A 22,879-nucleotide genomic window follows, 5' to 3' on the forward strand; every position below is an offset into this window, starting at 1 on the left:
TCGATATGAAGAGACTGGCAACCATCGCCGTGGCGGGCACCAGCATCATCGTCCTGTCGGGCTGTGAGCTGCGCCGTGACGGTGCCGAGGAAGAACCGGCGGTCGAGCAAGCGGCAGAGAGTGAAGACGGCACGACGGCTACGCCCACGCCGACCGAGAGCGCTTCGCCGGTTGCCTCGATCATCCGCAACGATGCCGCCCCGCGCGAGCCGGTGGCCGAGGTGCCGACGCAGCCGGTCGAGCTGACCATTCCCTTCCCTGACGGGACCGACATCAGCGCCGCGGCCGAGCGCCAGTTGGCGGGCCTGCTGACCGAGGATGCGCTGCAGGAAGACTGGCCGGTCATTCTTGGCGGGCACACCGATTCGGGCGGTAACGACCAGGCCAACCTGCGCGCCTCGCGCGCTCGCGCAGAAGCGGTGGCGGCCTGGCTGGTGGAACGCGGCGTGGCCGACGAGAGGATTCGCGTCATCGCCTTTGGCGAGCAGAACCCGATCGCGCCCAATGCCTTGCCCGACGGCACGCCCAACGAAGCCGGACGCCGCACCAACCGCCGGGTCGAAATCCGCATCGCCCCACCGGCCGGCCCGCGTGCGGGCACGGAGACCGGGGCGGGCAATCGCACGGGGCAGGATCAGGGCGCTTGACGAAAGCCCTGCTACGGTGGCAATCGGCCAGCCGAGCGGGCGGGTATAGCTTAGTGGTAAAGCCCCAGCCTTCCAAGCTGGTTATGCGGGTTCGATTCCCGCTACCCGCTCCACTCTCTCATCCCACCTGACATCACGGCTTTTGCTGCCTGAACGTGGCTCAGCTTGCGAAAATCGATTCCGCTGCCAGCGCCCCGCGCAAGGTGCAGTAGTTGCTGGCCTCGACGCCCCGCCCACCACCGGCAGCGCAGCTCTCGGGGGTGGCCAGCGGATACTGTTCCAGCGGGTCGGCGGCGATGTCGAAGAACTCGCAATCGGCGGGGTCGTCGGCGCAGACCAGCTTGTAGCGCGCATTACGGATGCCGACGACCCGAGTGCCGCCAGTCATCAGGTTCACGCTTTCGGTCAGCACGACATCGCTTTGCGGGTCGCGCACGCTTTCGGCGCGGCCGAACAGCAGTGGTGCCAGCGAGCGGCCTGCAAGCGTGGTTGTGCCGCCTCGTGTACCGTTGGAGACCCTTTCGGGCACGTTCAGCCCCGCCAGCTGCAGGATGGTAGGGAACAGGTCCGCGACATGGCTTATCTCGCCATTGCTGGAACCTGCCGGGATGCCCGGGCCGGCAATCGCCAGCGGCACCAGCGCGCCGCCTTGCCAGGCGGTGCCTTTCCCGCGCGCTTCGCGGGTGATGTACATGTTGTCGATGAAATCGAGCTGGGGGCGGCCGTACATCGGCGTACCGTTGTCGCCGACGTAGATGACGTAGGTGTTGGGCGGCACGGCGCGCAGGACGTGGCCGATCAGCGTGTCCATGGCATTGGTCATGAAGCGCATCTGGGCCTCGCCCGAGCACTGGCCTACGTCCTGGCTGGCATAGGTGCCGCCGCAGGCCTCCACCTCGGCGCGGGTTGCCGCGTCCAGCAGGTCCGCCTCGGGGATCATCATGGCGCTGGGATCCTGGTCGATCGTCGCGTGGCTGAGGTGGAAGGCCAGCCAGCCGAACCAGGGTCGCTCCGGCTCCGCCTCGCGCTCCTCCATCCAGTCGAGCAATTCCGCCACCTTCACCACACCGGCATTGGTGGTGGGCGCGACGCCCGGCAGCGAGCGCGCGGGCGCGGGCGAACTGCGCCATTCGCCGGGCGCGGTTTCCGCGTCCTGCACCTGCAGCTCCCAGTCCCAGAAGGTCGGCAAGGCGGCGTGCATGTTGCCGGAGAAATAGTCGAAGCCGGCTTCCCGTGGCTTCATGCCGGGATAGTCCTCGCCATTGGGATTGGGCAGGCCGGCCATGTGCCACTTGCCGAAGACGGCCGTCGCATAGCCCGCATCGGACAAGGCCTGCACGAAGCTGGTGTGCGACTGGTCCAGCGCATCGGCATAGGTCGCCACGCCGTGCTGGCGCACGTTCAGACCGGTCAGGATCGAAGCGCGCGTCGGCGAGCAGAACGGCTGCGCCCAGGTCTGGCTGAAGGTCATCCCGCTGGCTGCGAAGGCATCCAGTACCGGCGTCGAGGCCGGGTGGCCGTCGATCCGGCCGGCCTGCGGATGGTCGAACCCGTCAGCGCCGTAGGTTGCCTGCAAGCGTTCGATCAGGCCGGGGAACATGTCGCTGGTGACATCGGTGCCGACATCGTCGGAGATGATCAGCAGGATGTTGGGCCGCTGGTCGATGGCGAACTCGCCGGCGGATGGTTCGGGCTCCTGCGGCGCGCAGGCGGCAAGTCCCAGTGTGGCAACGGCAGCGGCTAGACAGCGTGCGATCATGAATTCTCCCCTCGGCGGCCAAGCCTAAAGCGATTGCCGCGCAAGTCGAGTCAGGGTTTGAAGCGCCCGCCGCGAATATGGGTGAAATGTTTGCCGCTTTCGTCGAGTTCGTACCAGGCGATGGTCTCCACCTCTCGTATGTCTCCGGCCACGGTCGCGCCGAATTCATAGTCCGGCCAGTCCACCATCGTCTTGAAGACGGTGCGGCAATACATGGCGGCATGGCGCGGCCCCACCATGACGCCAAGCGGGATCACTTCCTCGTCGATCCGCGACCGGACCAGCCGATAGAAATCGAGGATGTTCGCGCGCCCGACGATCTGCTTGCGGCTGCCGAGTTCGAACACCACGTCGTCGGCATAGAAGCGGCCGAAGCCATCGAAGTCGGCGGCGTTGAAGGCAGCCACGTACTGGCGGAAATCGTCTTCGGTCATAGTCCGGCATTCTCCAGGTCTATCGCCAGCCTGCCATGGCCGCTGAGGGCAACCGGCAGGAACAGCCCTTCGCCCATGGCTTGCACGCGGCCGTGCCGCACATCCTCGATGACCAGCGACAGTGAGAGGCCGTCGCCATTCACGGTGCTCACGGCCTGGCGGGCGTCTTCGATGATCGCCGCATATTCTTCGCCGAAATCGCGCACCAAGGCAGAGCCGATGGCGGCCTGCACCTGCTCGTTGCCGAACAACGCCAGCAGCAAGTCTACCGTGCGCCGGTCGGTATCGCCCGCCAGGTGCAGGTCGCGAATGGCCAGCACGGCGCTGTTCTCGGCATTGTGGGGCTTGCCGGTCAGCCAGACCTGTCCTCGCGCGGTGCCGTATCGCGCCGAGATCGCCCCGCGCCCGTTCGCAGTCGCTGTCACGCCCAGCGCCAGCCTTCCCTGGCTGGTGGCATATATCTCGACCCCCTCGATTTCGGCATCGACCAGCCCGATGCCGGGCAGGTCCACCCCGTCGGCCACCAGTTCGCGAAGCTCGCGCAGCACGACCGCTTCCAGTTGCGCATATTCGACGGTCACCGGCACTTCGATGGCGATGCCCGCGTCTTGCAGGGCACGGGCAGGTGCCGGCAGCGGGTTAGGCTCAGGAGTCGGCGGGCGCTGTCCGATGCGGGTTTCGGCAACGGCCTCCAGCGCGATGTCGACGACGAGGTTGCGCCCTTCGACGCGATAGCCGGCAACCCCCAGGCGCAGCGGTGTGGTGCGCAGCCAGACGGGCGGGTCCGCATCCTTCAGGGCTTCGACGCGAAAACCCGCGCGCCATGCCTCTTCGGCCAGCGGTCGCAAGGCGATGCCGGAGATTTCCTGCTCTAACTCCCGCTCGATACCGGCCACGACATCTCGCAGGTTGGCATCCGCCATCCGGGTGAAGGCGATGCGCTGGCCCAGGAAGTCTATGCCCGGCTGCTGGCTCCAGCTGTAATCGAGGTCGACATCGGCATTCAGCCGCCAGTCGTTCGTCACCGACAGGCGCGCAGTGATCGCCACGTCCGCCGCCCCGCGCGCCGTTTCCCCCGCCAGAATGTCGCCAATGTCCTGCGCCCGGATGGTGGCATTGGTCGGGAAGCCGATGGTCAGTCGGTCACCCCTGCCCGACAGGAGGATGGCTCCCCGGTTGACCTCGCCGATGATGGTGCAGGGCACATCGGGAGTCAGTTCAAGGTCGATCCCCAGCGGCCGAACCGTCTGCGCCGGGATGCAGTTCGCGCGCCTATCATTCATCTGCCACAGCCGCCGGGGCGTGCGGCGCTCCAGTGTGGACTGCAGCTGGTCGAGCGAGACAGCGACGGGAATAGTCAGCGTGGAGGTAACATGGCTGGTGTCGGGTGCGCCCTCGACCCGCGGCGGCGCTTCGGTCTCGATTTCGCGCGAGCATCCGGCAACCAGCAAGGCGGCAAGCATGGCCGCCAGCAGGATCGCGGTTTGCTGCCCCTTCATCCGCTGACCGGCTTGTTGTCGATCAGCCGCGTACCGCCGATGCGGGCGGCCACGAACAGGCGGGAATTGCCGTTGTCGGCATCGAGCAGGGCAATGGAGTCGGCATCGCGCAGTTCGGCATAGTCGACGCTGGCGAAGCCCGCGCCCAGCAACTGGTCTTCCAGCGCGGCGAGCGTGGGGGCCGCTTCCTGCCCCTCGCGAATGCGGGCAATCGCCTCGTCCATCGCGCGCGGCAGGGTGCCCGCTGCTTCACGCTGGTCGGGCGAGAGGTAGGCGTTGCGGCTGCTCATCGCGAGGCCGTCCGGCTCGCGCACGGTGGGCACGCCATGGATGGCATCGACATGCGGAAGCACCAGGTCGAGGTCGCGCGCCATGCGGCGGATGACGGCCAGCTGCTGCCAGTCCTTCTCGCCGAACAATGCCATGTCCGGTCGCATCTGGTTGAACAGCTTGCACACCACCGTCGCCACTCCATCGAAATGTCCGGGCCGGTCCGAGCCGCACAGCCCGGCGCTGACGCCGGAGACCGAGATGTTGGTGGCATAACCGTCGGGATACATGGCCGAGACCGTGGGCGCCCACAGCAGCGCCACGCCTTCCGCCTCCAGCTTGGCGGAGTCCTCGGCCAGCTGGCGCGGATAGGCGTCGAGATCCTCATTGGGGCCGAACTGGCGCGGGTTCACGAAGATGGACACGGCGACCATGTCCGCCATCTTCGCCGCCTCGCGCACCAGCGTCAGGTGGCCATCGTGCAGCGCGCCCATGGTCGGGACGAGTGCAAGCGTGCGCCGATTTCCCTCCGTGCCGCGCAATTCATCCACAGCCTGGCGCAGGTCGGGAAGGGCGGTGACGGTTTGCATGGGCTATGACCTCGGATAGGATATGGCCCTTGCCTAGCCGCCCCCAACGCCAAGAGAAAGGCTGACAATGACAGCACCGCATCGGATTGTCTTCGCCAACGAAAAGGGCGGCACCGGCAAATCTACGACAGCGGTGCACGTGGCCGTCGCGCTGGCCTACCAGGGGGCGAAGGTCGCCGCGCTCGACCTCGACACGCGGCAGAAGACCTTCTTCCGCTATTGCGAGAACCGCGCCGAGACTCAGCGCCGCCGCGGCATCACCCTGCCCGGCCCGGTATTCGACACCTGCCACGGCGACACGATCGAGGCGCTGGAGGAAGAGGCCGCCCGCATCGGCGAGGATGTCGACTTCCTGCTGTTCGATACGCCAGGCCGTGACGATCCCTTTGCCCGCCATGTCGCCGCCAGCGCCGATACGCTGGTGACCCCGATGAACGACAGCTTCGTCGATTTCGACCTGATCGGCCATGTGGACGCGGAAAGCTTCAAGGTGCGCAAGCTGTCCTTCTATGCCGAACTGATCTGGGAAGCGCGGATCAAGCGCAGCCGCGCGACGCTGGAAGAACAGCGGCGCGAGATGGACTGGGTCGTGGTGCGCAACCGCACCGGCTATACCGATGCACGCAACCAGCGCCGCATCGACGAGGCGCTGACCGAGCTTTCCAAGCGGGTGGGCTTTCGCGTCTCGCACGGCCTGTCCGAACGCGTGATCTATCGTGAACTGTTCCCCTCCGGGCTGACGCTGCTCGATAAAGGGCACCTGGGCGAACTTGGCACCAGCCACCTCGTCGCCCGGCAGGAATTGCGCAGCCTGATCGCCAACCTCCACCTGCCGATGCCGGTGGTGCGCGAGAATGCATCCGTGTCGGCGACGCAACCCGCCGTGGAGCCTGCCTGATCCATGCTGCGCTGGCTCGTCATCGCCGGTGTCATCCTGCTGTTCTACCGCTGGATTCTGGGTCGCTGGCCGTGGCAGCCCAAGATGTCGACCCGCAACCAGGCACTGTTCCGCGCACGGCGGTTGCTGGGTGTCGAACACAATGCCAATCGGTCTGAAATAATTGCCGCGCATAAGCGGCTGGTCGCCATGGTCCACCCGGATCGCGGCGGCACCAACCAGCAGGTGCACGAAGCCAACGCCGCGCGCGACCTGCTGCTGGACGAACTGCCCGACGCTGTGGAATAGCAGCTTCCGGCCGCCCCGGAGTTTTGGCCGCAAGGAGCTGAAATGAATCACACATTCCACCCCACCGTCCTGCGTGAATACGACATTCGCGGGATCATCGGCGAAACCCTGGGCCCGGACGATGCGCGTGCCATCGGACGCGGTTTCGGCACGCTGCTGCGGCGGGACCTGGCGGACCTGGACCGGGCGCCGAAAGTGGCGGTGGGTTACGACGGGCGCGTCAGCTCGCCCATGCTCGAACATGCGCTGGTCGAAGGGCTGACCGCCAGCGGCTGCGACGTTCGCCGCATCGGCATGGGCGCAACGCCGATGCTCTACTATGCGGAAGCCTCAGCTGAAGAGGTGGATGGCGGCATTCAGATAACTGGCAGCCACAATCCCGCCAGTTACAATGGCTTCAAGATGGTATTTCGGGGCCGACCCTTCTTCGGTGCCGATATCCAGCTGCTCGGGAAGATGGGCGCCGAGGGGGACTGGGTCGACGGGTCCGGCGAAGTCGAGAGTGTCGAGATCATCGAGGAGTATATCGAGCGTCTCCTGAGTGCACTCTCGGGGATAGACCAGGGCAGCTTGGCGAGCCTGAAGGTCGGCTGGGACGCGGGCAACGGCGCCGCCGGCCCCGCGCTCGAACTCCTCGCCAAGCGCCTTCCGGGTGAGCACCACCTGCTGTTCACTGAGGTCGACGGCAATTTTCCCAATCATCATCCTGATCCCACTGTCGAGGCGAACCTTGCCGACCTGCGCAGGCTTGTCGCCGAGAAGAACCTCGACTTCGGAGTGGCTTTCGACGGTGACGGCGACCGCATCGGCGCCATCGACGGTGAAGGCCGGGTGATTTGGGGTGATCAACTACTGATGATTTACGCCGAGGACCTCCTCGGAAGACTACCTAACTCCACGATTATCGCCGATGTGAAGGCCAGCCGCGCGCTGTTCGATCACGTCTCGGCTTGCGGCGGCACGCCGCTGATGTGGAAGACCGGCCACTCGCTGATTAAGTCCAAAATGAAGGAAGTTTCCTCGCCATTGGCGGGCGAGATGAGCGGGCACGTCTTCTTTGCCGACGAATATTACGGTTTCGACGACGCGCTCTATGCCGGTGTGCGCCTGCTGGCCGCCTCCGCCCGGCTGGGCAAGTCGGTGACGCAGCTGCGTGGCGAGATGCCGGACATGCTCAATACCCCGGAAATGCGCTTCCAGGTCGACGAGAGCCGCAAGTTCGCCGCCATCGACGAGGTGAAGGCGCGCCTGACCGGCGACGACGTGCCCGCCGGGACCGAGGTCAACGCCACCGACGGCGTGCGCGTGAACACGCCCGACGGCTGGTGGCTGCTGCGCGCCTCCAACACGCAGGACGTGCTGGTCGCGCGCGCCGAGAGCGACAGTGAGGACGGGCTGGAACGGCTGATGGCTCAGATCGACGAGCAACTGGCGCTGAGTGGCCTCGAACGCGGCGAGAGCGTCGGTCACTAGGAAGAACATCATCGACAAATCGGCAAATAATGGCATTCTACCTCCATACCGGGGGGTAGAACATGGCCAGTATTGTGGGGGGCTCACAGAAGCTCATTCTTTCGCGTAGCAAGTCACTTCGACTTATTACGCTGTTTTTATTCTATTTTACGCAAGGTTTTCCTGTCGGGGTGTTCTTTTACGCGATCCCGGCGTGGATGTCGGTCGGTGGCGCTTCGACGGCCGAAGTGGCGTCCGTGGTGGCCGCGGCAGGCCTGCCATGGTCGCTCAAGCTCGTGAATGGCTTCATCATCGATCGTTATACATTCCTGCCGATGGGTCGGCGCCGGGTCTGGATCATCGGTGCGCAGGCGCTGATTTCCCTGTCGCTGCTCGCCGGCGCGGCCATCAGCCCGCTCCCCGGAGATATCGTCATGCTTGCCGCGCTGGCGTTCCTCTCCAATGCTGCCGTCACTTTCCAGGATGTCGGCATCGACAGCCTCGCCGTGGACATCATGGAGGAGGACGAACGCGCCAAGGCTGCCGGGATCATGATGGCAGCCCAGCTGCTGGGAATTGCGGCGGCAACTTCGCTGGGCGGCCTGTTGTTCAACGGATACGGCATTACCGTGGGATTGATCGGGCTGGCTCTCGTCCCGGCCGGGGTAATGCTGCACGGCATCATCATCCGGGAGCGCGGCAACGAACGGCGGCTGCCGTGGACTCAAGGTGAAAGTCACCCGAAGAACCGCGCGGTGCAGGTGACTGCATGGATGCCGCTGGTGCGCGGTGCGGCCAAGGCGATCGTCGTTCCGCTCAGCATACTGATGCTGCCAATCATGATGGCACGCTCGGTCGCTTACGGCGTATTCGAAGCCTACCATCCGGAACTGTTCACTCAGGGCGCCGGTTGGGGAATAAATGACTACACCAGCCTCATCTCGACCTCGACCATGGTCAGCGGCCTCGTCGGGCTGATTATCGGCGGTCTGGTGATCGACAGGATCGGAGCGCAACGTGCGCTGACGCTCGCGGCGGCGGCTTGCGCCGTCTTGCTGTTCGTCATGGGCTTCGCGACGAGCTTGTGGACTGTCGACTGGTGGCTGACCGCCTTCATCCTGATGTTTGACATCTTCGCGTTCTTCTATGTCGCCTCGTTCATCCCGATCTGCATGCAGCTCTGCGTCCCTGCCGTCGCGGCGACCCAGTTCACGGTCTACATGGCGATAGGCAACTTCGGCCGCCCGATCGGGGCAATGATTGCAGCCTGGACCGAAGGCGATCTCGGGATGCCGGCCATGATGTATCTGATTGCCGGCGCTGCCTGTGCCGCTTCGGCCGGGGCTCTCCTGTTCGTGAGATATGCGCCCAACCGGGAGGTCGTTGCCGAGGTCGCGGAAGAACTGCCGCAGGGGGAAGGACTGCCGCCCAAGCTTGACTAGGGAAAAGCGTCCGGCACGGTGCGCTGCCTTATGGAGTTGCCCGCTGCCATCCCCCCCGAGATCACCGACTGGTTCGCCGGTCGAGATTGGCGCATTCGGCGGCACCAGGCGGAAATGCTCGCCGCATCGGATGCCGGGCAGCACGCCATGCTGGTGGCTGACACCGGCGCAGGCAAGACGCTGGCGGGTTTCCTGCCGACGCTGGCGGACTTCTGCCCTTCGCGGATCGGTGACGGCCAGCCGCCGGAGGGGCTGCATACGCTCTACATCTCGCCGCTCAAGGCACTGGCGCATGACGTGCAGCGGAACCTCCTCACCCCGGTGGAGGAAATGGGCCTCGATCTGCGGATCGAGACGCGCAGCGGCGATACCCCGTCGGACCGCAAGCGTCGCCAGCGCAGCCGTCCGCCCAACGTCCTGCTGACCACGCCCGAGAGCCTCTCGCTGCTGCTCAGCTTCGAGGACAGCTTCACGCTGTTCGCGGGGTTGAAGCGCGTGGTGGTGGACGAGATCCACGCCTTCGCCACGCAGAAGCGCGGGGACCTGCTGGCCCTGGCCCTCTCGCGATTGCAGGCCATTGCGCCCAACATGCAGCGCGCCGCCCTCTCGGCGACGGTGGCCGACCCGGAGGGCTACCGCGCGTGGATCGCACCGTGGGGCGATATCGATGCGGTGGAACTGGTCGAGGGGGAGAAGGGTGCCGAGCCTGAGGTCGAAATCCTGCTGCCCGACGAGGAGCGCGTACCCTGGGGTGGCCATGCCGCGACCTGGTCGATCGGCCAGCTCTACGAACGGATCAAGGCAAACAGGACCACGCTGGTCTTCACCAACACGCGGTTCTTGGCCGAATACATCTTCCAGCACCTGTGGGATGTCAACGAGGAGAACCTGCCCATCGGCATCCACCACGGCTCGCTGTCGAAAGAGGCGCGGCGCAAGGTGGAGGGCGCGATGGCGCGGGGTGAGCTGCGGGCGCTGGTGTGCACGGCCAGCCTCGACCTTGGCGTCGACTGGGGCGATGTCGACCTGGTGGTGCAGATGGGTGCACCCAAGGGCTCCAGCCGATTGCTGCAACGCATAGGACGCGCCAATCACCGGCTCGATCAGCCCAGTCATGCGCTGCTGGTGCCGGGGAATCGCTTCGAATTTCTCGAGGCGACCGCCGCCTTGCAGGCGGTGGAGGAAGGCCAGCGCGACGGCGAGGATTTCCGTCCAGGCGGGCTCGACGTGCTGGCCCAGCATGTGATGGCCTGCGCCTGTGCCGCGCCGTTCCACGAGGATGCGCTGCTGGCCGAAATCCGCTCCTGCTGGCCCTACGCCATGATCGACACCGAGCAGTTCGGGCGCGTGCTCGAATTCGTGGCGACCGGTGGCTACGCGCTCAAGGCCTATGACAAGTTCAAGCGCGTCACGCGCGACAAGGAGGGCGTCTGGCGGCTCACCCATCCGGAGCAGGCGCAGCGCCACCGGATGAATGCCGGCATCATCGTCGACAGCGAGATGCTGGAGGTACGCTTTCGCAACGGTCGCTCGCTGGGCAAGGTGGAGGAGCGCTTTGCCGCCGCGCTGCGGCCTGGCGACACCTTCCAGTTCAGCGGCGTGAACCTGGAAGTGGAGCAGCTCAAGGACATGGAGCTGATCGTTCGCGCCAGTTCCAAGGCGGCGATGATCCCCTCGTATGGCGGACTGCGCCTGCCGCTCACCACGCACCTGGCGGACCGGGTGCGCGCGCTGCTGACCGATCGGGCGGGCTGGGCGCGCTTCCCTGACGACGTGCGCGAATGGCTGGAGGTGCAGGACTGGCGGAGCCACCTGCCGGGTCCGGACAACCTGCTGGTCGAGAGCTTCCCCCACGCCAAGCGGCACTACACCGTCTACTATACCTTCACCGGCTGGAACGCGAACCAGTCGCTGGGCATGCTGATCACCGCGCGGATGGAGGCGATGGGACTGATGCCGGGCGGCTTCGTCGCCAACGACTATTCGCTGGCGGTCTGGGGTCTGCGCCCGGTGGAAGACCCGCGGCCGCTGCTGTCGCCCGACATCCTGACCGAGGAGTTCATCGACTGGGTGCAGGATTCTTACCTTCTCCGCCGCGCCTTCCGCGAGGTGGCGGTGATTGGCGGGCTGGTGGAGCGCCAGCATCCCGGCAAGCGCAAGAGCGGGCGTCAGGTCACTTTCAGCACCGATCTGATCTACGATGTGCTGCGCAAGTACGAGCCGGACCATGTGCTGATCGAAGCCGCCTGGGCCGATGCCCGCGCGCGCATGACCGACATCGGACGGCTCGGCGACCTGCTCGATACCGCAGCCGAGAAGCTCGACCATGTCGTGCTTGAGCGGGTCAGCCCGCTGGCCGTGCCGGTGATGGTGATGATCGGCCGCGAGAGCGTCCCGCAAGGCGCGCAGGACGACGAGCTGCTGTTGGAAGCAGAGACACTGGCCGGCGCGGCCATGCGGGTGGATGGATTGCCGGAAGGACTGGGCAAGGACTAGTCCTTGCCGAATTCCCGATATTGATGGTTGCCGACGAAGGCGAACTTGTCGAGGCGGGCATCGGCGACGGCGTTGATGACATGCACCGAGTCCTCGTAGCTCGCATTGGCGTCGGGCTCGAAGCGGATGACGGGCATTTCCGTCTGCGCGGCTGCGGCTTCGAGGCGCGCTTCGAGCTGCCCCTGCGAGACCGCTTCGCCGTTCCAGAGCACGGCTCCGTTCGCGCGGACAACAAGCGAGACTTGCTCGGAGGTCTGTGAACCCGGCCCCGGTGCGGGCAGATCCACATCCAGCCGGTGTGCGGCGATGGGGATGGAGAGGATGATCATCACGAGGAGAACCAGCAGCACGTCGATCAGCGGCGTGATGTTCAACTCACTCATCGGCTCGGGAGTGCGGTTGAAGCTGCGGTCGAGCATGCGGGAACGTATCGCCATGATCACTCTCCTCGAGATGTAACAGCATAACATCACATATGCGAAGTGCAGTCAAGTCAGGGCGTTGGGTTGGCAAGCGGGCAAAGAAAAAGGGGCGGATCGCTCCGCCCCTTCTCTTGATCCGTGATCCGGTAGGAAGGCTTAGCCTTCTTCACCCTTGCCGAACGAGCGGTACTTCTCGTTGCCGACAAAGCCGAACTTCGTCACGCCACTGGCCTTGATGATGTTCAGCACGCGAGCCGACAGGTTGTAGCTGGCGTTGGCTTCCGGCTCGAACTGCAGTTCCGGCTCGACCGCGAAGGTGAGCGACTGCTGCAGGTTGCCAACCAGTTCACCCTGGCTGATCGGATCAGCGTTCCAGAGGATCTGGCCGTCGCGGGTCAGCACGATCTTGTTCTTGATCGGGTCGACATCCGGCGTGTCCGGGTTGTTGGTGGGCGAAGGCAGGTCGATATTGACCGCGTGCGTTGCCACCGGGATGGTGATGATGAACATGATGAGGAGCACGAGCAGGACGTCGATCAACGGCGTCATGTTCATGTCCATCATCGGTTCGCCGTCATCACTGCCACCTGACATTGCCATGAGAGCTTACTCCTTGAAATTCGCGTCCGCGCCGATCAGCCGTTCGGATCGACGGGGTTGGAAATGAACCCGACGGTCGGGTAGCCGGCCGCCTGGACGTTGAAGATGGTCCCGGCGACACAGCGCCACGGAGCTTCCACGTCGCCGCGGATATGTACCTGCGGGATCAGTTCCGGGTTCTGCATGATCGCTTCGGGGCCACCGGCGTTCTGCACGATCGCATCGAGGCGCTCGAACGCACGGTCGTAAAGCTCGCCCGAGTCGACCAGCGTGGTGTTGTTGAGGAAGATCCGGCATTCGCCGTCACGCGTCGCACCGGTAAAGTCGGTGTTGATCGTGCGCGGGGTGCGGCCCTCGGAATCGGTCGTCGTCACCGTGATCAGCAGGTTTTCCACCTTATCATCGGATTCGACCGAGGCGAAAACCGGGATCTCGAGCTCTTCGACCGTCTGGATGGCCACCGGAACCGCGATCAGGAAGATGATCAGCAGCACCAGCATGACGTCCACCAGCGGCGTGGTGTTGATGTCCGACATCGGCGTTTCGCCGGCGCCATCTCCCATCGCTATGGCCATGTCTCTAGTCCTATCTCACGTCAGTAATCTGGTGGCGGGCGCTCGCATGCGAAAGCGCCCGCCAGGTTCGGTATGGTCTGCGACCGCTTAGGCCTTCGGAGCCGTGGCGGGCTTGGCAGCAGCCGGAGCCGTCTTGGCGGCCTTGGCCGGAGCAGCAGCACGCAGGGCCGGCTTCACCTGACCGTTGGAGGTGATGTTGGCCTGCAGGTCGGTCGAGAAGCCCGACAGCATCGACTGGATGCGACGGTTGCGGCTCATCAGGTAGTTGTAGGCGAACACGGCCGGCACAGCCACGAGCAGACCGATAGCGGTCATGATCAGGGCTTCACCAACCGGACCGGCAACCTTGTCGATCGAGGCCGAGCCTTCGATGCCGATGTTGATCAGTGCGCGGTAGATACCGATCACGGTGCCGAGCAGGCCGACGAACGGAGCGGTTGCACCCACGGTGGCGAGGAACGGCAAGCCGCCGTTGAGCTTCGCCATGATGGCGCTTTCCGAACGCGACAGGGTGCCGTGCAGCCAGTCGTGCGATTCGAGGCTGTCGTGCATCTTCTCGGCTTCGTGACCGGCACGGATGCCGTCATCGACCAGCTGGCGCCAGGCGCTGTTCTTGTCGAACTTCGAAGCACCGTCCTTGATCGACGGGGCGTTCCAGAAAGCGGCACGGTTGGCACGGTATTCCTTCATCACCTTGTTCTGTTCGAAGATCTTGGTGAACAGGATGTAGAACGAGCCGACCGACTGGATGACCAGAACGGCAAGGATCGACCAGGCGACGGGGCCGCCCTGTTCCATGGCTTCCATGAAGCCGAATTCGTTCACGGGCACTTCGGCCCCTGCGGCGAGAATTTCGATAAGCATGCGATTAAGTCCTCTTCCTAGAGAAATTCAGGGTGATCAGTTGATCTGGTAAACGATGTTGGTGGACCAGCTGCCCGTCGTCGGGTTGCCGGCCGCGTCCAGCGCCGGTTCGAAGCGAGCGTAACGAGTCATGTCGTCACACGCGGCTTCGTCGAGAATGGGATCGGCGGAGCGCGTCACACGGCACCCGGCCACGCGGCCTTCGGCGTTGACGGTGACCGAGACGCCAACCGTACCTTCGATCTCGCGGCGCAGGGCGCGCGAAGGATAGTTCTCGATGATGCGGCGCTGCCAGCGAGCCTGTCCGTCCGGACGTGCAGGGCGAGCCTGCGACGGCGGCGGGGGCGGCGGTGCGGGCGGTGCCGGCGGCGGAATAACCAGCGCGGGCGGTGCCGGCGGCGGGATATTCGCCTGAGTACGGATCGGCGGCGGTGCCGGCGCGATGTTAATCGGCGGCGGCGGTGCGACCGGCGGCGGCGGCGAGGTGATCTCTTCCGGCGGAGGTGGCGGTGGCTCCTCCTCCGGCTCTGGCACCTCTTCCTCGATATCCACTGTGGTCACGCGCTCGGCGATTTCCTTTACCGCCGAAATGGCGAGTCCGGAAATCAGCAGGTAACCAACTGCAACGTGGATGAGGGCAACGATGATAATCGAAACTACTCGACTACCGCTCATCTCTTGGTCAGCGTAAGCCATCCAGTCCCTTCACTCCGTTTATCTACCGGCCGGGCGGAAAACCCGACCATCTCCTGGGTCCCAGGATTCGCACCCTGACAGTCCCTGTGAATTATTGTCCAGCCCTGTTGGGCTTATGGTATCAATGTAACACAATATCATTTGTGCCCAAATAACCACATCCGGAAAAAATCTCGGTCTCTCCCGGACAGACTTGGGCGGCTCTTAACGGCGAAGGAAGGGACTCGCAAACCCTTTTCCGATTAAGCGCAGATTCACCGTGGGAATCGCCCTTAGTGCAGGTAAGGGGGAACCCGCGCGCGAAACGCGCGCTTGCTAACGGGGTACACCCGATTGAAGAGAGAACGCGTCAAAATGCCCAGTGCCGAACAATTCAGCCGCCTCTTCCGCGCCTTGTCCGCGGGCCTGGCGCTCGCCCTGGCCAGCGCCTGCGCCACCAGTTCCCCGGCGATGTCGCAGGATGCTCCCGCGCCGGAGCTGCCCGCAGCACAGGCGCCGACCTATGCCGACCTGGTGGACATGGCCCTGCGGGCAGACCTCGTCGCCATCGTCGAGGTCGACGACCAGATTCCCTTTCCGCCCGAACGCGCCCCGAACCTCCCGCCAAGCCAGGTGCGGCTCTACATCGAATCGCTGACGCAGGCCCTGCTGGCTGCACCCTCGGCCCTCGGCCAGGGCCTGACTTTCGTGGTCGACCAGCCGCGTGACATGGACGGTGACGCGCCGGACCTGGAGGAGCGTCGCTTCCTTGTTTTCGGTGACCTTTCGGCCACTCAGCCAGGCGCGATCCAGTTGCTGTCGTCGCGCGCGATGCTGCCGCACGGTCCGCGAATCGAGGCGCGCGTGCGCCGCGTGCTGACCCAGCTGGCCGAGGCAGGGGACCCGGCCCCGATCACCGGCGTGCGTGACGTGATTTCGGTTCCCGGCAACCTCGCGGGCGAATCGGAAACGCAGATGTTCATCGAGAGCGCCGATGGCGCGCCTGTCTCGCTCACCGTGGTCCGCCGTCCCGGCATGGCGCCCGAATGGGGCATCTCGCTGGGCGAGATCGTCGACGCTTCGGCCCGCCCGCCGGAGCCGGAGACGCTGAACTGGTACCGATTCGCCTGCTTCCTGCCGCGTGAACTGCCGGAGGGCGCCTTTCTGCAGCGCGATCGTGCCTCGCAGGCGCAGGCCCGCACCGATTACGCCCTGGTGCTGCGCGATCTCGGCGAATGCGAGCGCCGCTTTACCTGAGCCAAGCCTAACTGCTCTGGCCAAGTGGCCTCGCCATCCCTAACCGGTGTCGCCGCAAGGAACACGGACGGGAAAAAGCATGTCTCAAAATCTTCGAATCGCCCTGGCGGGACTGGGCACGGTGGGAGCCGGCGTGCTGCGCCTGCTGGAAGAGAACGGTGCGCTGATTGCCGCGCGTGCCGGCCGCGCGATCGAGGTAGTGGCGGTATCCGCCCGCGACCGGGCCAAGGATCGCGGCGTCGACCTGTCGTCCTATGACTGGGAAGACGACATGACCGCTTTCGCCACGCGCGACGATGTCGATGTCGTGGTGGAACTGGTCGGCGGTTCTGACGGCCCGGCACTGGCGCTGGCGCGCAAGGCCCTGGCTGGCGGCAAGGGCGTGGTCACCGCCAACAAGGCGATGGTGGCCCACCACGGGCTGGAACTGGCAGGTCTCGCCGAAGCGAACGCCGCACCGCTGCGTTACGAGGCGGCGGTCGCCGGCGGCATCCCGGTGATCAAGGGGCTGGGCGAAGGCGCGGCCGCCAATCGCATCGAACGCATCTACGGCATCCTCAACGGCACCTGCAATTACATCCTCTCGGAAATGGAGAGCACCGGCCGCGACTTCGGCGACGTGCTGAAGGATGCGCAGGAACTGGGCTATGCCGAGGCGGATCCCACTTTCGACATCGAAGGCATCGACGCCGCGCACAAGCTGGCGATCCTTGCCAGCCTGGCTTTCGGCACGCAGCTCGATTTCGCCAATGTCGACACCACCGGCATCACCCGCATCCGCGCGGCCGACATCGCGCAGGCCCGCGCGCTCGGTTACGTGATCCGTCTGATCGGCCTGTCCGACTGCGTCGAGGAAGGCGGTGAGCGCCGCCTGTTCCAGCGCGTCGCGCCTTGCCTGGTGCCGACCAGCCACCCGCTCGCCGGGGTCGGCGGGCCGACCAATGCGGTGGTGGCGGAGGGCAACTATTCCGGCCGCCTGCTGTTCGAGGGCGCGGGCGCCGGGGATGGCCCCACTGCCAGCGCCGTTGTGGCTGACCTCATCGACATCGCGCGCGGCAATGCCATGCCGCCTTTCTCGCTCCCGGTGGCCACGCTGGAGGCCAGTGCCCCGGCGGACCCGGGCCATCGCCGCAATCGCGCCTACCTGCGCTTCGTCGTCGCCGACAAGCCGGGCGTGCTGGCCGAGATCACCGCCGCCATGCGCGACGCGGGCGTCTCCATCGAGAGCCTGATGCAGCAGGGCCAGCCCGAGGACGACGGCCAGCCGGTGCTGGTTGCCATGGTGACGCACGACGGGCCCGAGGGCGCGGTCGCCGATGCGCTGAAGGTGCTCGACGGTTCGCCCAGCCTGGTCGAGGAACCGCTGGTGATGCGCCTGTTGGGTTAGTCCTCCGTCAGGTCGATCGGGACGCGTCGGCCAGTGACGGGCTGAGAGTCCGGCTCGTCCTTTTCCGCCACGCGCGAAACTGCAGCGGCTTCCTCTTCCGTCAGCGGTTCGGGAAGAACCGACAGGTCCACCACGGGCGGATAGGGCGGCACGTAACCGAAGCGGAAACAGGCCCCGCCGCGGTTCTCGACCCAGCAGGGTGGATCGGTGAGGCCGGGAATGATCGGGCGATCCGATTCGACGGGCTTGGGCAGCGGCGACATGTAGCGTTCGCTGTCCGGCAATTCGCGGCAGACGACGATGGCGCCGTCTTCCCGGATGTCCTCTTCGCACGGCTCGGCTTCGACCAATGGTATGGGCTCGTCGCTGTCCGCCTCGGTGGTGAGGTCGCTGGGGCCGTAGACCTCCTGCGCACTGGCGAGACCTGCTGGCCAGAATAGCGGCAAAAAGACTATGAGCGTCCTCGACAAGGCTGCCCCTCCGACCTAGGCGTGGCGCGACTTTCAGATTGGAGCCTGAATTACCTATGAATTCCGCCGATAATGCCGAGAGCGTCCTCGATCGCGTCCTGGTTCTGGAGCTGGTGCGCGTGACCGAAGCGGCGGCTGTCGCGGCCTCGAAACTGGTGGGCCGGGGTGACGAAAAGGCCGCCGATGCCGCTGCGGTGGAAGCCATGCGCAAGGCTTTCGATACGCTCTACATCGACGGCACCGTGGTGATCGGCGAAGGCGAACGGGACGAAGCACCCATGCTGTTCATCGGCGAAAAGGTCGGCGGTGCGCCGGGCAAGGGGCCGAAGATCGATATCGCGCTGGACCCGCTGGAGGGCACCACCATCACCGCCAAGGCCGGCCCAAACGCGCTGGCCGTGCTGGCAGCGGCGGAAGAGGGCTGCCTGCTCAACGCCCCCGACGTCTACATGGACAAGATCGCCGTGGGTCCGGGCTATCCCGAGGGCGTGATCAGCCTGGAAAAGAGCGTCACCGAGAACGTCGAGGCTGTCGCTGCCGCCAAGGGCGTGGCCCCGGCCGACATCATCGTCTGCGTGCTCGACCGCCCGCGCCATGCCGAGCTGATTGCCGAACTGCGTGGCATCGGTTGCGGCGTGGTGCTGATCGGCGATGGCGACGTGGCCGGCGTGATCGCCACCACCGACCAGGACACCACGATCGACATCTACATGGGCAGCGGCGGTGCGCCCGAAGGCGTGCTGGCGGCAGCCGCGCTGCGCTGCGTGGGTGGCCAGTTCAACGGCCGCCTGCTGTTCCGCAACGATGACGAACGTCGCCGCGCGCACAAGTGGGGCATCGAGGACCTCGACCGCATCTACAAACTGGAAGACCTCGCCAAGGGCGACTGCATCTTCGCCGCCACCGGCGTTACCGACGGCTCGCTGCTGAGCGGCGTGAAGCGCCTGAAGCGTGCCAACGGCGAACGGGTGATGACCACCGAGAGCGTGGTGATGCGTGCCTCTTCTGGCACCGTGCGCTGGGTGAAGGGCGAACACCGCCTCGACTAGGATGGCGATGGCCCCGCTTCCCCCGGCAGTGCTCGCCCTGGCGAGACGATTGGGAGCCGGGGAGAGTAGTCACAGGACAGCCCGGTTTCGACAGAATGGCGAGCTGCGCCAGCTGGGCGCTGCCCGCTGGCTGGACTTCTCCGCCCGGCAATGGATCGCCGCAGACAGTTGCGCCTTCTCCTGGAGGGCGCGCTTTGGCCCGTTGGGCATCATGCAGGTGGAAGATGCGCTGATTCAGCAAGAGCCACGCGGAGTGATGACTCTCGGCGGCATGGTCCCGCTGCACAGGGCAACGCCGTCCCCGGCGCTGCTCAAAGGGCAGCTGATGCGCTATCTTGCCGAACTGCCGTGGGCGCCTGACGCCTTGCTGGCCAATCCACACCTGCATTGGCGAGTCCTTGACGATCGGCGCCTGCATGTTGAAGCTACCGTCGCGGCTGTGACCGGCGCGATCACGCTGGAACTTGACGATGACGGGCTGCCCCGGGGAATTTCCGGACTGCGTCCGGCACTGGAGGGGAGCACCTTTCGGGAGCGCGAATGGCACGGTGCCTTCTCCGATTATCGCGAGGTGGATGGTTCCAGCATTCCCCATACGGGGCGAGTCTGGTGGATCGTGGATGGACAGCCTTTCGACGTGTGGCGCGGGGAAATCATCGACTGGCAGCGCTCGGCGGATTGATTTGCGGGCGCGGAAAACAGGCCGCAGCCATGTTGCGTTTCCATGACGCTGCGCTAGGCGGGGTGACACCAGTCGCCAACGGGGATTCGCATCCATGAAAATCATGTCCGGCAATTCGAACCTGCCGCTCGCCAGGGCCATTGCCGGCTACCTCGAGGTGCCGCTGACCGATGCCAGCGTCCGGCGCTTCGCCGATGAAGAGGTCTTCATCGAGATTCACGAGAATGTGCGCGGCGAGGACGTGTTTATCTGCCAGTCGACCAGCTTCCCGGCCAACGACAACCTGATGGAACTGCTGATCGGCATCGATGCGCTGAAGCGCGCCTCGGCCAAGCGCATCACGGCGGTGATCCCCTACTTCGGCTATGCCCGGCAGGACCGGAAGCCTGGCCCGCGCACGCCGATTTCGGCCAAGCTGGTGGCCAACCTGATTACCGAGGCCGGGGCCGACCGCGTGCTGGCGGTGGACCTGCACGCTGGCCAGATCCAGGGCTTCTTCGATATCCCGACCGACAACCTCTACGCCGCGCCGACCATGGCTGCGGACATCCAGGCCCGCTACGGCGACAAGGACCTGATGGTCGTCTCGCCCGACGTCGGCGGCGTGGTGCGCGCCCGTGCGCTGGCCAAGCGCCTCGACAATGCCCCGCTGGCGATCGTCGACAAGCGCCGCGATCGCCCCGGCGAGAGCGAGGTGATGAACATCATCGGTGACGTGAAGGGCCGCTGCTGCATCCTGATCGACGACATCGTCGATTCCGGCGGCACCCTGTGCAACGCCGCGCAGGCGCTGCTGGACCAGGGCGCGAAGAGCGTCGCCGCCTATATCACTCACGGCGTGCTGTCGGGCGGCGCGGTGGCCCGCGTCGACAAGTCGGCGCTGACCGAACTGGTGATCACCGATTCCATCCAGCCGACCGACGCCACCAGGGACTCGGACCGCATCCGCGTGCTGACCATCGCCCCGCTGCTGGGCGAGGCGATCCGCCGCATCGCCGACGAAAGCTCGGTCTCGAGCCTGTTCGACTGATGCGGGGCGCGGCTGCCTCCCTGCTGCTGGTGCTGCTGGCGGGGTGTGCATCCACCCCCGCCCCCGAAGCGCGCTGGCTTCCGCCGCTGGGTGCCAACCCGGTCTTCGACGCCACGCCCGGCGCGGCCCCGCGCCAGCGCCTGATGGTGCGCGACCTGCGCCTGCCGCCCGATGCCGTCGGCGCGACGCATTATCATCCCTGGGAAGAGTACCTATATGTCATCGAAGGCAGCGCCGTGCTGGAAATGGCCGGGCAGGAACGGCGCACGCTGTTGCCGGGCGAGAGCTTCGTGATTCCCGCGCGGCAGGTGCACACGCCAATCGCCGGTCCGGAAGGTGTTCGCGCCATTGTCACCCGCGTGCACGATGCCGACGATCCCGAACGGGTCGAAGTGGAGTAGTAATGAACCTCGACGCTGAAATTGCCCTGGCCCACCGGCTGGCCGAAGCCGCGCGCGCGGAGATCCTGCCGCTGTTCCGCAGCGGCCTGGATAGCGAGGCGAAGGACGACGCCACGCCGGTAACGCTGGCGGACCGGCAGGCCGAGGCGGCCATGCGTAAGCTGATCGAGGCGGAGTTCTCCGCCGACAGCATCTTCGGCGAGGAATATGGCCTGAAGGAAGGCAAGTCGGGCCGCCAGTGGGTGCTCGACCCGATCGACGGCACGACCGCCTTCCTGGCGGGTCGACCGATCTTCGGCACGCTGATCGCACTGGTGGTGGAAGGCTTCCCCGTCCTGGGCGTGATCGACCAGCCGGTGCTGGGCGAACGCTGGCTGGGCGTGGCCGGGCAGAAGACTCGCTTCAACGGCAAGATCGTCACCGCGCGGGCCTGCCCGCAGCTGGGCAAGGCGACCATCGCCACCACCGGTCCGCACTATTTCACCGTCGAACAGGGCGACAAGTTCATGGCGCTGGCCGGGCAGACCGATCACAAGCGCATGGTGATGGGCGGTGATTGCTACAATTACGCCTGCCTCGCTTCGGGCCAGATCGACATCGTCGCCGAGGCCGGGCTGAAGCTGCACGACTTCGCTGCGCTGGTGCCCGTGGTCGAAGGCGCGGGAGGAGTGATGAGCGACTGGCGTGGCGAACCGCTCCATGCCGAGAGCACGGGCGAGGTGCTGGCCCTGGGCGATCCCGCCCGGCTGGAGGACGTGGTGGAAGTGCTGCAGTGACCGGGAATGGCATTCGCAGTCTCGGCCTTGGCTTCTGGGCCATGCTGTCGGTTACGGTTGCCGGTTGTTCGACCGCACCCACAGACCAAGCCGAACCGGAGGTGCCCGTGCCCTACACTTTCTGGCAGCCTGCAGGCGATACCGCGCAGCCGCGACCCTGGGCGATCATCATTCCGGGCGGCGGCGGGATGGAAGTGTTCGGCGATACCGAGCATTACTTCCGCTGGGCGGACTGGCTGAACGATCGCGGCATCGACGTGCTGCTGGTCGATCATGCGACTGCCTCGACCGAGCTTCCGCAAGGCGAGAACGAGCGTCCGGATTTCTGGCAGGCCCGCATCGTCGGCCATGCCGTGGCGGCCTATCGCGAGAATGGCTGGCTCGATCCGCAGTGTCCGGGCGTCGCAATGGGCTGGTCCTTCGGCGGCGCTGGGGCGCTGGAGCTCGCTGCTGGCGGACCTGACGTCTTGGCGGGTCTGGTGGGGGCTGTCGGCTTCTATCCGTTGGTGGCGTTTCAGCCCGACGGCTATGCGCCGAAAGTGCCGGTGCTGGTCCTGCAGGGCGATGTCGACGATACGACCACCCCGCAAGCACTGGCGAACCTGGCCGAGAATGCAGCGGGCGAACCGATCACGGTGGAACTCTACGTCGATGGCGAGCACGCCTTCGACGTTGCAGGGTTGACCGAGCCGGTCGAATGGAACGGTGGTACCTTCCTCCATAATGCGGAGGCCGCAGCGGCTGCTGCCGATCGGCTGGAGCGCCAGCTTGATGACTGGGGCGTCGGTTCGGGCGGCTGCACCACGCAGTAGAATCGCCATTCGGCTTGCATTTGCCGCGAGAATCGCTAGATGCGCGCCCTTCACTGACACGTGATCATCTTCCGGTCTGGCTGAAAGGGCTGCCAGGGCTGGTT

General features: G+C 65.6%; 24 protein-coding genes and 1 tRNA gene. 15 read left to right on the forward strand and 10 right to left on the reverse strand.

Annotation, left to right across the window (positions count from 1 at the left end):
• Positions 1–5 precede the first annotated feature (5 nt).
• A complete protein-coding gene (locus tag OZN62_RS10130; protein WP_269099534.1) occupies positions 6–647 on the forward strand; it encodes an OmpA family protein in 642 nt (213 codons plus the stop codon).
• Positions 648–686: 39 nt separating this feature from the next.
• A tRNA-Gly gene (locus OZN62_RS10135) sits at positions 687–760 on the forward strand.
• A 47-nt stretch (positions 761–807) separates the two neighbouring features.
• Here the strand turns inward: OZN62_RS10135 and OZN62_RS10140 are convergent.
• From OZN62_RS10140 to panC, 4 genes are read right to left on the reverse strand one after another with little or no spacing between them, the layout of a single operon-like run.
• Positions 808–2,406: a sulfatase family protein gene (locus tag OZN62_RS10140; RefSeq protein WP_269099536.1), complete on the reverse strand. Its 1,599-nt coding sequence runs from the start codon at positions 2,404–2,406 to the stop codon at positions 808–810.
• A 50-nt stretch (positions 2,407–2,456) separates the two neighbouring features.
• Positions 2,457–2,840: a nuclear transport factor 2 family protein gene (locus OZN62_RS10145; protein ID WP_269099539.1), complete on the reverse strand. Its 384-nt coding sequence runs from the start codon at positions 2,838–2,840 to the stop codon at positions 2,457–2,459.
• Positions 2,837–4,339: a DUF4403 family protein gene (locus OZN62_RS10150; RefSeq protein ID WP_269099541.1), complete on the reverse strand. Its 1,503-nt coding sequence runs from the start codon at positions 4,337–4,339 to the stop codon at positions 2,837–2,839. Before OZN62_RS10150 ends, OZN62_RS10145 begins: the two co-directional genes overlap by 4 nt.
• Positions 4,336–5,199, reverse strand: a complete 864-nt coding sequence (panC, locus tag OZN62_RS10155) for a pantoate--beta-alanine ligase (RefSeq protein ID WP_269099543.1) — start codon at positions 5,197–5,199, stop codon at positions 4,336–4,338. Before panC ends, OZN62_RS10150 begins: the two co-directional genes overlap by 4 nt.
• 67 nt (positions 5,200–5,266) lie before the next feature.
• Between panC and OZN62_RS10160 the strand changes: the two genes are divergently transcribed.
• The 5 genes from OZN62_RS10160 (at position 5,267) to OZN62_RS10180 (ending at position 11,775) form a co-directional block, all read left to right on the forward strand.
• Positions 5,267–6,097, forward strand: a complete 831-nt coding sequence (locus OZN62_RS10160; protein ID WP_269099544.1) for a division plane positioning ATPase MipZ — start codon at positions 5,267–5,269, stop codon at positions 6,095–6,097.
• Between the two features lie 3 nt (positions 6,098–6,100).
• Positions 6,101–6,385 carry a J domain-containing protein gene (locus tag OZN62_RS10165; protein ID WP_269099546.1) on the forward strand — a complete coding sequence of 95 codons (285 nt, stop codon included), beginning with the start codon at positions 6,101–6,103 and terminating at the stop codon, positions 6,383–6,385.
• A gap of 42 nt (positions 6,386–6,427) precedes the next feature.
• Positions 6,428–7,858: a phosphoglucomutase/phosphomannomutase PgmG gene (gene pgmG, locus OZN62_RS10170; RefSeq protein WP_269099547.1), complete on the forward strand. Its 1,431-nt coding sequence runs from the start codon at positions 6,428–6,430 to the stop codon at positions 7,856–7,858.
• 62 nt (positions 7,859–7,920) lie between these two features.
• Positions 7,921–9,279 carry an MFS transporter gene (locus OZN62_RS10175; protein WP_269099548.1) on the forward strand — a complete coding sequence of 453 codons (1,359 nt, stop codon included), beginning with the start codon at positions 7,921–7,923 and terminating at the stop codon, positions 9,277–9,279.
• Positions 9,280–9,309: 30 nt separating this feature from the next.
• On the forward strand, positions 9,310–11,775 hold the full coding sequence (locus tag OZN62_RS10180; RefSeq protein ID WP_269099549.1) for a ligase-associated DNA damage response DEXH box helicase: 2,466 nt from the start codon (positions 9,310–9,312) through the stop codon (positions 11,773–11,775).
• On the opposite strand, the gene OZN62_RS10185 is transcribed toward OZN62_RS10180, so the two are convergent.
• From OZN62_RS10185 to OZN62_RS10205, 5 genes are all read right to left on the reverse strand, one after another.
• Positions 11,772–12,212 carry an ExbD/TolR family protein gene (locus OZN62_RS10185; protein ID WP_269099550.1) on the reverse strand — a complete coding sequence of 147 codons (441 nt, stop codon included), beginning with the start codon at positions 12,210–12,212 and terminating at the stop codon, positions 11,772–11,774. The two genes, OZN62_RS10180 and OZN62_RS10185, sit on opposite strands and share 4 nt — an antisense overlap.
• A gap of 141 nt (positions 12,213–12,353) precedes the next feature.
• Positions 12,354–12,797, reverse strand: coding sequence for an ExbD/TolR family protein (locus OZN62_RS10190; protein ID WP_269099551.1), 444 nt, complete (start codon positions 12,795–12,797; stop codon positions 12,354–12,356).
• A gap of 35 nt (positions 12,798–12,832) precedes the next feature.
• Entirely contained in the window at positions 12,833–13,372 is a 540-nt protein-coding gene (locus OZN62_RS10195) for an ExbD/TolR family protein (RefSeq protein WP_269099554.1), read from the reverse strand.
• Positions 13,373–13,459: 87 nt separating this feature from the next.
• Positions 13,460–14,236: a MotA/TolQ/ExbB proton channel family protein gene (locus tag OZN62_RS10200; protein WP_269099555.1), complete on the reverse strand. Its 777-nt coding sequence runs from the start codon at positions 14,234–14,236 to the stop codon at positions 13,460–13,462.
• Positions 14,237–14,272: 36 nt separating this feature from the next.
• Positions 14,273–14,911 carry an energy transducer TonB gene (locus OZN62_RS10205; RefSeq protein WP_269099556.1) on the reverse strand — a complete coding sequence of 213 codons (639 nt, stop codon included), beginning with the start codon at positions 14,909–14,911 and terminating at the stop codon, positions 14,273–14,275.
• 375 nt (positions 14,912–15,286) lie between these two features.
• Here OZN62_RS10205 and OZN62_RS10210 point away from each other — a divergent pair, with 375 nt between their 5' ends.
• Both OZN62_RS10210 and OZN62_RS10215 read left to right on the forward strand, forming a co-directional pair.
• Positions 15,287–16,168 carry a hypothetical protein gene (locus OZN62_RS10210; protein ID WP_269099559.1) on the forward strand — a complete coding sequence of 294 codons (882 nt, stop codon included), beginning with the start codon at positions 15,287–15,289 and terminating at the stop codon, positions 16,166–16,168.
• A 79-nt stretch (positions 16,169–16,247) separates the two neighbouring features.
• On the forward strand, positions 16,248–17,555 hold the full coding sequence (locus tag OZN62_RS10215; protein WP_269099562.1) for a homoserine dehydrogenase: 1,308 nt from the start codon (positions 16,248–16,250) through the stop codon (positions 17,553–17,555).
• Here the strand turns inward: OZN62_RS10215 and OZN62_RS10220 are convergent.
• Entirely contained in the window at positions 17,552–18,001 is a 450-nt protein-coding gene (locus OZN62_RS10220; protein WP_269099563.1) for a hypothetical protein, read from the reverse strand. The genes OZN62_RS10215 and OZN62_RS10220 overlap by 4 nt on opposite strands.
• A gap of 80 nt (positions 18,002–18,081) precedes the next feature.
• Here OZN62_RS10220 and glpX point away from each other — a divergent pair, with 80 nt between their 5' ends.
• The 6 genes from glpX to OZN62_RS10250 all read left to right on the forward strand — a co-directional run bounded on the left by glpX (position 18,082) and on the right by OZN62_RS10250 (position 22,775).
• Complete coding sequence (glpX, locus tag OZN62_RS10225) at positions 18,082–19,074, forward strand: class II fructose-bisphosphatase (RefSeq protein ID WP_269099565.1); 993 nt, start codon at positions 18,082–18,084, stop codon at positions 19,072–19,074.
• A 7-nt stretch (positions 19,075–19,081) separates the two neighbouring features.
• Positions 19,082–19,756 carry a DUF6544 family protein gene (locus tag OZN62_RS10230; protein ID WP_330848740.1) on the forward strand — a complete coding sequence of 225 codons (675 nt, stop codon included), beginning with the start codon at positions 19,082–19,084 and terminating at the stop codon, positions 19,754–19,756.
• A 94-nt stretch (positions 19,757–19,850) separates the two neighbouring features.
• Positions 19,851–20,786, forward strand: a complete 936-nt coding sequence (locus OZN62_RS10235) for a ribose-phosphate pyrophosphokinase (RefSeq protein ID WP_269099568.1) — start codon at positions 19,851–19,853, stop codon at positions 20,784–20,786.
• The gene (locus OZN62_RS10240) at positions 20,786–21,187 is read left to right on the forward strand and encodes a cupin domain-containing protein (protein ID WP_269099569.1); all 402 of its coding nucleotides are present in this window, start codon (positions 20,786–20,788) and stop codon (positions 21,185–21,187) included. Before OZN62_RS10235 ends, OZN62_RS10240 begins: the two co-directional genes overlap by 1 nt.
• Before the next feature lie 2 nt (positions 21,188–21,189).
• Complete coding sequence (locus OZN62_RS10245; protein ID WP_269099570.1) at positions 21,190–21,963, forward strand: inositol monophosphatase family protein; 774 nt, start codon at positions 21,190–21,192, stop codon at positions 21,961–21,963.
• Positions 21,960–22,775, forward strand: a complete 816-nt coding sequence (locus tag OZN62_RS10250) for a dienelactone hydrolase family protein (protein ID WP_269099572.1) — start codon at positions 21,960–21,962, stop codon at positions 22,773–22,775. The genes OZN62_RS10245 and OZN62_RS10250 overlap by 4 nt, the downstream gene beginning before the upstream one ends.
• The last annotated feature ends 104 nt before the right edge of the window (positions 22,776–22,879 follow it).

It is taken from the genome of Aurantiacibacter sp. MUD11, from assembly GCF_026967575.1.
Taxonomy (GTDB): domain Bacteria; phylum Pseudomonadota; class Alphaproteobacteria; order Sphingomonadales; family Sphingomonadaceae; genus Alteraurantiacibacter.